Source organism: Streptomyces sp. NPDC059994, from assembly GCF_042737755.1.
Classification (GTDB): Bacteria; Actinomycetota; Actinomycetes; order Streptomycetales; family Streptomycetaceae; genus Streptomyces.
Genome location: NZ_JBHWUR010000185.1, coordinates 1 through 7848, shown reverse-complemented (window position 1 = coordinate 7848; position 7848 = coordinate 1). Strand labels below are relative to the sequence as shown.

Genomic DNA, 7848 nt, shown 5'->3' with positions numbered 1-7848 from the left:
CTACCTCGCCGGTCTCCACCTCCGCGCCGCAATGATCTGGGTCGACGACCTACTGAAGACCGCCGAATGATCACGACATCACACAGGCCCTAGTGAGCCCGAGGCCTCTCGTCTACGATTTATGTTTGTCCGCTTACCGAGAGTGAAGGGCCGGGTTTCCGGTGGCTGGTGATCGACCGTTAGCCTCGCGCACTGTCCTGGCATCCGCTCCACTTGATCGCATGCCGGTCACCGGGGCCTGGCGCGAAGGGGACTCGCCCGGCTGTTCTTCCGGTGCCCCGGTGACCTGGCACTTGAAGGAGGTCAGGTCCTGCCGGATTTCACGCTGGCGTTCGAGACCTGGGGCTAGCCAAACGCCGATGCCTGGGACGCGATCTGGATCGGTCACCCCTTCAGCGCCGACAGCCACGTCGCCGGCGAAGCCGACGCGACTCATCCGGCTCCGTACTGGGGGACGATGTGGTCGGGCCTGGCCGGGCGATCGACACCTTGTGGTACTTCGTAGTGGCGACCGACATCCTGGGTGGCTGCCAGGGGTCGACCGGCCCGGACGGGCGCCCCCCTGGGGCAGCCGGTTTCGCCGCCTGTCCTGCCGGGACACCGTCGCCGCGGACGTGCTGCTGGCCAACGCGCTGGGCATCCACCGCTGGGCCGCTGTGATCGGCTGCTCGATGGGCGGCTGCCGCGCACTGGAGTGGCCCATCACCCACCCTGACCGCGTCGCGTCCCTCCTGGCCATCGGCTGCACCGCGTCACACGACGGCGGAGATGATCGCGCAGGGCTACAACCAGATCAAGGCCATCACAGACGACCCCGGCTGGCACGGCGGGGACTACTACCAGCGGAGTTGATGCATGGTGGAACGACGTATGTCGGTTGCGACGCACTGGGGTAGTTTCACCGCCGTAGTCGATTCCGGCCAGTTGGTGCGAATCGAGCCGAGGCACGATGACCCCAGCCCATCGCCTATCGGCCCCGGAATGGTGGCAGCCGCCGACGACAGCGCTCGCGTGTTGCGCCCCGCGGTGCGCAAGGGCTGGCTGAACGGCCTGCCGCGCGCCCACGACACGGCCAGAGGCGCGGACGCCTTCGTGGAGATGAGCTGGGACGACGCGATCACGTTGGTGAGCGATGAACTCCGTCGAGTGCGTTCACAGCACGGAGACAGCGCGGTGTTCGGCGGATCCTATGGATGGGCGAGTGCGGGCGGGTTCCACAACGCGCAGGGTCAACTCCACCGGTTCCTGGCGTTAGGCGGGGGATACACCGACTCTCGCAACACGTACAGCACCGCGGCTTTGGAGGTCATCCTCCCCCATGTGATCGGCGGCCATCCGTGGAGCTACCAGTCCCGGATGCCGATGTGGGACGAGATCGCCGAGAACTGTGAGCTTGTGGTGGCGTTTGGAGGGCTGGCCCTCAAGAACAGCCAGATCAACCCTGGTGGGCTGGCCAGGCACCAGACGCAGAACCTGCAGCGCCAGTGCCGTGAGGCCGGGGTGCGGTTCGTGAACGTCAGCCCCATCCGCAGCGACGTCGCCGGCTTCCTCGACGCCGAGTGGCTGCCAGTCATCCCCAATACCGACACCGCCGCGATGCTCGGCATCGCCCACACGATGCTGGTCAATGGGTGGCACGATGAGGACTTCCTTCGCCGGTGCTGCGTCGGGTTTGACCGCTTCGCCTCCTACTTGGTCGGCGAGCTCGATGGCGTCCCCAAGGACGCTGCCTGGGCAGCGAGGATCACGGGCATCAGTCGTGACGCGATCACCGACCTCGCTCGCCGCCTTACCACGCAACGTTCTCTCATCATGGTCAACTACGCGGTGCAACGGGCAGACCACGGCGAACAACCGATCTGGATGTCTGTCGTGCTGGCCGCCATGGCGGGCTCGATGGGCCGGTCTGGCTGTGGCTGGGGCGCAGGTTACGCGACGATGGACGCGACCGGCGTTGCCAAAGGCCGCCCCTTCGTGGCGACGATTCCCGAGGTTCCCAACCCCGTTCCGGATTTCATCCCTGTCGCAAGGATCGCCGACACCCTGCTGCATCCGGGTAAGACCATCGACTACGACGGCCGGCGCCTCACGTTGCCCGAGCTTCGCCTGATCTACTGGTGCGGAGGGAACCCGTTCCACCACCACCAAGACCTGCATCGGTTGACCCGAGCCTGGCAGACCCCTGACACGGTGGTGGTTCACGAAGCCTGGTGGAACACCACGGCCAAGTTCGCGGACATCGTCCTGCCCGTTGCCACCAGCTTGGAGCGCGACGACTTCGCCGCCGGATTTTCGGACCCCCACCTCGTCGCGATGCCGAAAGTCCGCGAGCCGGCGGGCGAGTCGCGCACGGATCACCACATCTTCACCGCCTTGGCCTCCCGGCTCGGATACGAGCAGGAGTTCACGGAGTCGCGCTCCGAGATCGAATGGGTCCGACACCTTTACGAGCAGACGAGGGCCAAACTCGGCGGCGATGCCGCCTTGCCGAGCTTCGACGACTTCTGGCGAAGCTCCACCGCTGAGCTGCCGGCGTTGACCGGACCGTTTCCTGGCAGCTTCGAGGCGCTCCGCTCAGATCCGCAGCGTTTCCCCCTGCCGACGCCGTCGGGCCGGATCGAGATCTTCTCGGAGGAGATCGACTCGTTCGGCTACGACGACTGCGCCGGGCATCCGACGTGGTTTGAACCAGTGGAGTGGCTTCGTGCTGACCTGTCGGACCGATTCCCGCTGCATTTGATCTCGAATCAGCCCGCCTCGCGCCTGCACAGCCAGTACGACAACGGTGGCCACAGCCTCAGTTCAAAGATCCGTGGCCGTGAGCCCGTGACGATCAACCCGTCGGACGCCGCGTCGCGCGGCATCGAGAACGGCATGATCGTGCGCGTCTACAACGACCGAGGTAGCTGTCTTGCGGGCGCAGTCCTGTCGGACGACGTCATGCCAGGCGTCGTGCAACTGTCCACGGGAGCGTGGTGGGATCCGGTCCAGCCGGGCCTGAGCGGAACATTGGACCGCCACGGCAATCCGAACGTTCTCACGGCGGATCGGCCGTGCTCGCGCCTGTCCCAAGGACCGAGTGCTCTCAGTGCGCTGGTAGACGTCGAGCTCTACGGCGATCCCCTTCCCGATGTGCTCGCCTTTACACCACCAAACCTCGAACATTGACACGAAAGCTTCCTGCCTTTTCGGGCGAGTTTCGTGTATGCCATCGTCAATCGCGTAGCAGGCTGGCCCTGGCCGTCGAGAGACTCCACTTGCGGTTTGCGCTTGCGTAATGGAATGAATACTGTACGTAGTCATGACTGCACTTCAAGACCTCAAGTACGGCCAGTGGTTCAGGGGCGCCGACGTCGACGGCGACGGGTTCATCACCCAGCGGGACGTCCGAATGATGAGCGAGCGCTACATCGCCGCCCGCGGCACCGAGCCGGACGCCGCGACCGCCCGCCTGCTCACCGAGGGGATGGACGAATTCTGGACGAACGTGATCGCCCCCTTGGATCAGGACGGTGACGGGAAGGTCGATCTGCGGGAGATGACCGAAGGGTTCAGGCGGGCCCTCACCGACCCCGCCCAGTACCCGGAACAGATCGAGCCGGTGGCCAACTACTTCTTCGACCTCGCCGACCTCAACGGAGACGGCAAGATCGACCAGGCGGAGTTCCAGCAGATGTACTACTCGGTCGCCGGCGTTCCCGGCGAGGACTGCGCCGCGGTCTTCGCCGCTTTGGACCGGGACGGCTCCGGTGCGCTGGACCGCGCCGAATTCCACCAGGCCGTCGCGGAGTTCTTCTACGGCAACAACCCGGACGCTCCTGCCAACCACCTGTTCGGCAGGGTCACCGGCTGACGGCCCCAGATGCGGCTCGGGACCCGCACGCCCACACCACTGCTGGTGTGGGCGTGCGGCGTGAAGACGTCAGGCCAGGCAGCCCCTGACGACGCCCCTTCTGTTGGCGGCCGACTCGTCGTTCTCGTCCAGCTCCGGCGCGGCCGGGTCGCGCAGCGGTCGCAGAGTGCCGGCTGCCGGGTGCGATGCTCCGCCGGTCCTGAACGACGACTCTTCGCCCATGCGGGCCAGGGTCGCCGCCGCGCTCGTTCTCCTCTATGCGCAACCGTCAGCCGCATCGTTCGCCTCACCATCGACGACGTCACCGACGACGAGACCGCCGTCACCATCCAGTTGGGAGACCCGCCGTCCCCGCCGCCGGAGCCCGTCGCCGACCTGATGCGGGCCTACATCCAGTCTCGCCAGCACCTGCCCTACGCCAGCAGCAGAAGTTCACAGTGGCTTTTCCCCGGCCGCCAGCCCGGACAGCCGATGAACCCAGTCGGCCTCCAAGGCCATCTGCGTGAGATCGGCGTCCCGCCGCAGCGCGGCAGGACTCCGCAATCCGACAGCTCGTCCTCCATGAGGCGCCCTGCGTTTCTCGGACAGGGTTTTTGCGGGATTTCTATGCTGTCGCCTGCAACTCTTCGTACTCGGCGTGGACTTCTGCGGGGGTTCGGTAGCCGAGTGCGGAGTGGAGACGTCTGTGATTGCAGAACATCTCAATGTATCGGACGATCGCCCGGTGAGCATGTACACCCGTGGGGAACGAAGTTCGGTGCACGAGCTCGTTTTTCAGGGCGCCGAAGAATGACTCGGCCATGGCATTGTCCCAGCAGACCCCGGTGCGGCCTACTGATGCCCTGAGTCCCAACGAACGGAGTTTCCCCCGGAGTTCCCGGGAAGTTTATTGACTGCCGCGATCCGAATGAAATATGCAGCCATCGGCGAGGTTAGTGTTCCGTGCTGCCATGTCGAGCGCATCCGAGATGAGTGAGGCCTTCATATGGTCGGCCATCGCCCAGCCGATCACGGCCCTGGTACGACAGTCGATAACCGTCGTAGGATAGAGGAACCCGGCCCAGGTATGGATATATGTGATATCGCTGACCAGTTTGCGGCCGGGTGCATCCGCGCTGAAGTCCCGGGCCGCCAGGTCGGGTGTGGTCGGCGCCATGTCATCGGCGACGGTGGTCAGCCGCCAGGGCCGTGGCTGGCACGGGACCAGGCCCAGCTCGCGCATCCGAGCGCGTACCAGCTCCGGTCCGGCCTGCACGTTCATGCGTTTCAGGGCGGCGTGGACGCGCCGGTAGCCATAGGTCTCCTGCGAGTCGGAGAAGACGTGACGGATGACTTCCCAGAGTTTCTGTGCGGCGCTCGGCGGTGGCCGACAACGGCCTCGAACGCCAATGGTAGAAACCCGACGTGGAGACACCTGCCCAGGCACACATCCGCTGTACCGGCTAGGTTCCTGACTCGCCATCGATGAACTCGTACTTCTCCGTCACCGGTATTCCTGGGCGAAGAAGGTCGCCGCTTGTCCCAAGAACTCGGTCTTCATCCGCAGTTCACGGTTCTCCCGTTCCAGCTCGCGCAGGCGAGCGCGTTCGCTGATGTTCAGAGGCGGTTCCTCGCCGGCATGCTCCTGCCGGTAGCGGCTTCCCCAGGTACCCAGAGCCCCCTCGTTCACCTGGATTTGCCGCGCGACCTCAGCGATCGGCCGGGACTCCACGACCACCATCTTGACCGCCTCGTCCCTGAATTCGGAACCGAACTTCCTACGCTTCGATGTCACGTGCTCTCTCCACCGTTCCGGACGTCGATCCTATCGGGGGACCACTGTCCGAGAACATGGAGGCGGCTCACCGCGGTCAGTCCGCCGCCTGTGGATACCTCATATGACCGGCCTACCGCGACAACCGCAGCTTGTCAGCCCCCGCGACATCACACCAACAACGTCAGTAACGCAGACCACGCCCCTGGGGTTTGGCATCCTCCTGATCGTTCAGGTCCGGGAGGATGCCGAGGCTTCCTTTGCGGCCAGGATTCCGTTCGATAGCGCCGTCGGTCAATTGTCCCGAGCGGCGGCTTCGGCGAGCGCGGCGATGCGCGACGCGAGGGCGGGGGTGGGTGGCTGGGCGAGGAGGAACAACCAGGCGTACGCGGTGCCGAGTACGGCGGCGTGCACCAATGCGGGGTCTGCCGGTGTGGGCAGTTCTCCTCGTTGGTGGGCGCGTGCCAGCAACGCGGTGATCTGTGCGCGTTCTTCGGCGATGAAGGTCTCCTGGAACCGCGCGGCGATGTCGGGCTGCTGCTGCAGGTCCGCGAGCAGCCCGGGGGTGGCTGCGGCGGTCACCGGGTCGGAGAAGATCCCCAGGATCAGGTTCGCGAGCGCGGTGAGGTCGCCGGTGAGTGTTCCGGTGTCGGGCAGGGGCTGCGATTTTCTCCCGTGGACGAGGACGGAGAAGACGAGTTCGCCGCGTGAGGTGTGGCGGCGATAGATGGCCGCTTTGCCGATGCCTGCCTTGGCGGCGATGGCGTCCATGGTCAGGCCGGCGTATCCCAGGCGTGGCACCAACTCGCGTACCGCGTCGCGGATTGCGGTGTCCACGCGGGTCTCGCGCGGGCGGCCGGTGGGTTGTTTCGGAGGCTGCATTGCCTCATCATACGAAACTATGAGTATCGGAACTCCACGTATCGAAACTTCTTCCGCAGGCGGCAGCACTCGCGCCCGCACCCTGACCCTGTGGGCAGGCCGCAGCGCAGTGTCCATCGGCGGCCTCCACACCGCGCTCTTCGCCGTCGAGTCCCGGTCGGAATGGGGTGGCTGGCTGTCGGGCGAGCTGCGTGGCGCGGACCCCGACACCCACGCCGAGACGGTGCGTCTGTTCTGGGCGCTGCCGGGCGGCTTCGCGGTGCCGCTGATTCTGCTGGGCCTGTTGCTGTCGCGGATGGCCCGCACCGGCCAGGAGGTCCCGCGCTACGTGGGATGGGTCCTGGCGGGCTGGGTGGTGCTGGCCGGGTGGATCTTGGGACCGTCGGGTTTCCCGCTGGGCCTGGTGCCCGCTGTGCTGCTGATTCTTGCGTCCTGGGGGCGGCGGTCGTGAGCGCCATTCCTGAGCGCAGAGCTTGTTCTTTGACCCTTCAAGCGTTTCAGGGTGAGTCTTGGAGCCGGTCACGGGCAACGCCATCGATCCGACTGTGGTGTGGGCGATGCGGCGCTGACTGTCAGTCGCTGGCGTGTCCAAGGGTGGCTCCTCCGTTCGGGGGGAGCCTGGTCGTTCGCGCGGACCACGCCCTGTCATCGAGGTTCGGCAACGGTGGAGCCGTGACGATCAAGCATTCTTTGGACTATCCAGTGCGTCCGGCCGCGAGCTGGGCGCTCCGCCTCCGTCTGGGCAGGTGGCCCGGGTTCGCCGTTGCGGCATGGGGGTTTCTGTTCGCGGTACCCAGTTTCCTCTGGGCGTTGGGTGGCACCTTCGGCGCACGGTCGACGGTGGCTCCGTCGCTGGTGAAGCTTGCTGACGACCGGGTGACGTGGTTCCTGGCCGTCTTGTGGGTGACCGGTTTTCTGAAGCTTTTGGGGGCGTTGGTTGGTATCGGCCTGACGCGCCGTCGCGGCAAGTGGACGGGTCGACTCCTGGTGTTCTGTGGCGGTGGCGCGACGGTGCTGCTCGTCTGGCACGGATGTCTGTTCGTTGCCCACGGAGTGCTCATTGAGGCGGGGGCGCGCGCTGTCGCGCCTGATCTGGCCGGGTTGACCCGCTGGTACCTCTACCTGTGGGAGCCGTGGTTCATTGCCGGCGGCCTGGCCTTCGCCGCGGCCGCCACGAACTATGTCCGCCGCCATGATGACCGGCGTGAGGTGCGGGTTTACGGCTGCGTGGGGGCCCTGGGCGCGTTGTTCCTGTCTTTGGCCTCGCTAGTGCCGCATCAGGCAACGTTTGCCCGGTCGACGACGGCGCGTAGGTGCTTGTCGTCGGCGTGGCGGTTTCGCCAGATGATGTAGCGGCGGA

The 7848-nt window shown here is 65.9% G+C and carries 6 protein-coding genes and 3 pseudogenes; 5 read left to right on the top strand and 4 right to left on the bottom strand.

Going from position 1 to position 7848, the window contains the following annotated elements:
- The first annotated feature begins 221 nt into the window (after positions 1-221).
- From ACFWA7_RS39075 to ACFWA7_RS39065, 3 genes are all read left to right on the top strand, one after another.
- On the top strand, positions 222-896 hold the full coding sequence (locus tag ACFWA7_RS39075; RefSeq protein WP_385827920.1) for an alpha/beta fold hydrolase: 675 nt from the start codon (positions 222-224) through the stop codon (positions 894-896).
- On the top strand, positions 856-3168 hold the full coding sequence (locus ACFWA7_RS39070) for a molybdopterin-dependent oxidoreductase (RefSeq protein ID WP_385533894.1): 2313 nt from the start codon (positions 856-858) through the stop codon (positions 3166-3168). The genes ACFWA7_RS39075 and ACFWA7_RS39070 overlap by 41 nt, the downstream gene beginning before the upstream one ends.
- Before the next feature lie 133 nt (positions 3169-3301).
- Complete coding sequence (locus ACFWA7_RS39065) at positions 3302-3853, top strand: EF-hand domain-containing protein (RefSeq protein ID WP_385533897.1); 552 nt, start codon at positions 3302-3304, stop codon at positions 3851-3853.
- A gap of 69 nt (positions 3854-3922) precedes the next feature.
- Here ACFWA7_RS39065 and ACFWA7_RS39060 read toward each other — a convergent pair whose 3' ends face one another.
- The 3 genes and pseudogenes from ACFWA7_RS39060 to ACFWA7_RS39050 all read right to left on the bottom strand — a co-directional run bounded on the left by ACFWA7_RS39060 (position 3923) and on the right by ACFWA7_RS39050 (position 6488).
- Positions 3923-4075 (bottom strand): hypothetical protein, encoded by a 153-nt coding sequence (locus ACFWA7_RS39060; RefSeq protein WP_385533900.1) that lies wholly within the window; start codon positions 4073-4075, stop codon positions 3923-3925.
- Between the two features lie 382 nt (positions 4076-4457).
- A pseudogene (locus ACFWA7_RS39055) lies at positions 4458-5627 on the bottom strand (IS3 family transposase).
- A gap of 273 nt (positions 5628-5900) precedes the next feature.
- On the bottom strand, positions 5901-6488 hold the full coding sequence (locus ACFWA7_RS39050; RefSeq protein WP_385533906.1) for a TetR-like C-terminal domain-containing protein: 588 nt from the start codon (positions 6486-6488) through the stop codon (positions 5901-5903).
- Between the two features lie 19 nt (positions 6489-6507).
- Here ACFWA7_RS39050 and ACFWA7_RS39045 point away from each other — a divergent pair, with 19 nt between their 5' ends.
- Both ACFWA7_RS39045 and ACFWA7_RS39040 read left to right on the top strand, forming a co-directional pair.
- Positions 6508-6939: a DUF6463 family protein gene (locus ACFWA7_RS39045; protein ID WP_385533908.1), complete on the top strand. Its 432-nt coding sequence runs from the start codon at positions 6508-6510 to the stop codon at positions 6937-6939.
- Positions 6822-7637: pseudogene (locus tag ACFWA7_RS39040) on the top strand (DUF3995 domain-containing protein); the annotation flags it as partial. The gene ACFWA7_RS39045 and the pseudogene ACFWA7_RS39040, both read left to right, overlap by 118 nt.
- Before the next feature lie 128 nt (positions 7638-7765).
- Here the strand turns inward: ACFWA7_RS39040 and ACFWA7_RS39035 are convergent.
- Positions 7766-7848, bottom strand: a pseudogene (locus ACFWA7_RS39035) (transposase); the annotation flags it as partial.